The 688-nt window shown below is 62.5% G+C and carries 1 protein-coding gene and 1 pseudogene; one reads left to right on the plus strand and one right to left on the minus strand.

Annotated elements, in window-relative coordinates; all coding sequences use genetic code 11:
• Window positions 1-388 (plus strand): L,D-transpeptidase (locus EN879_RS37935; RefSeq protein WP_164774947.1); only part of this gene is annotated, 388 nt, incomplete at its 5' end.
• Here the strand turns inward: EN879_RS37935 and EN879_RS37940 are convergent.
• Window positions 362-688: pseudogene (locus EN879_RS37940) on the minus strand (hypothetical protein); the annotation flags it as partial. The gene EN879_RS37935 and the pseudogene EN879_RS37940 sit on opposite strands and share 27 nt — an antisense overlap.

Consider the following 688-nt stretch of genomic DNA (forward strand, 5'->3'; position numbering starts at 1 on the left):
CGGCGGCAAACTGGTCGCGGCCTATCCCGCAACCATCGGCTCGTCGGATACGCCGTCACCGTCCGGCATACACACGGTGTCGCGCGTGGCGCTCGATCCGAACTACACCTACAATCCCAGCATCAATTTCAAGCAGGGTCAAAACGACAAGGTCCTGACCATTCCGCCGGGCCCGAACGGTCCCGTCGGTTCGGTCTGGATCGCCCTGGATAAGCCGACCTACGGCATCCACGGCACGCCCGATCCGTCGAAGATCGGCAAGACCGAGAGCCATGGCTGCGTACGCCTGACCAACTGGGATGCGCGGGAGCTGGCCAAATTGGTTTCGCCGGGCGTGACGGTGGAGTTTGTCGGCGGGCCCTCAGCCGATAACCTTGCGCAGCAGTGAACCGCGAAGCGCGGCGGCATAGACCAACTGCACGACCAGGATGAAGCCGACGCCGAGCAAGGGACTGACAAGCGAGAGTGCGGCGCCGACCGCCCACAGGATCTGTGCCTTGATGATGCGCAGATAGACCGTGCGTTTGGTTTCCGCATCGACATCCTCTGCTACGAAGCCGCTTTTCTCCGCATAACGCCAGCTCGCGAACAGCGTGACGCCGAGCGCCAGCAGATTGAGCCAGTAGACCAGCACCGCGGTTCTGAACTCGAGGAAGTCGGCCAGAAGATCGGTCGAGAAGGGCAGCAA

The sequence above is a fragment of the Mesorhizobium sp. M7A.F.Ca.AU.002.02.1.1 genome, assembly GCF_003998535.1.
GTDB classification, from domain to species: Bacteria; Pseudomonadota; Alphaproteobacteria; order Rhizobiales; family Rhizobiaceae; genus Mesorhizobium; species Mesorhizobium ciceri.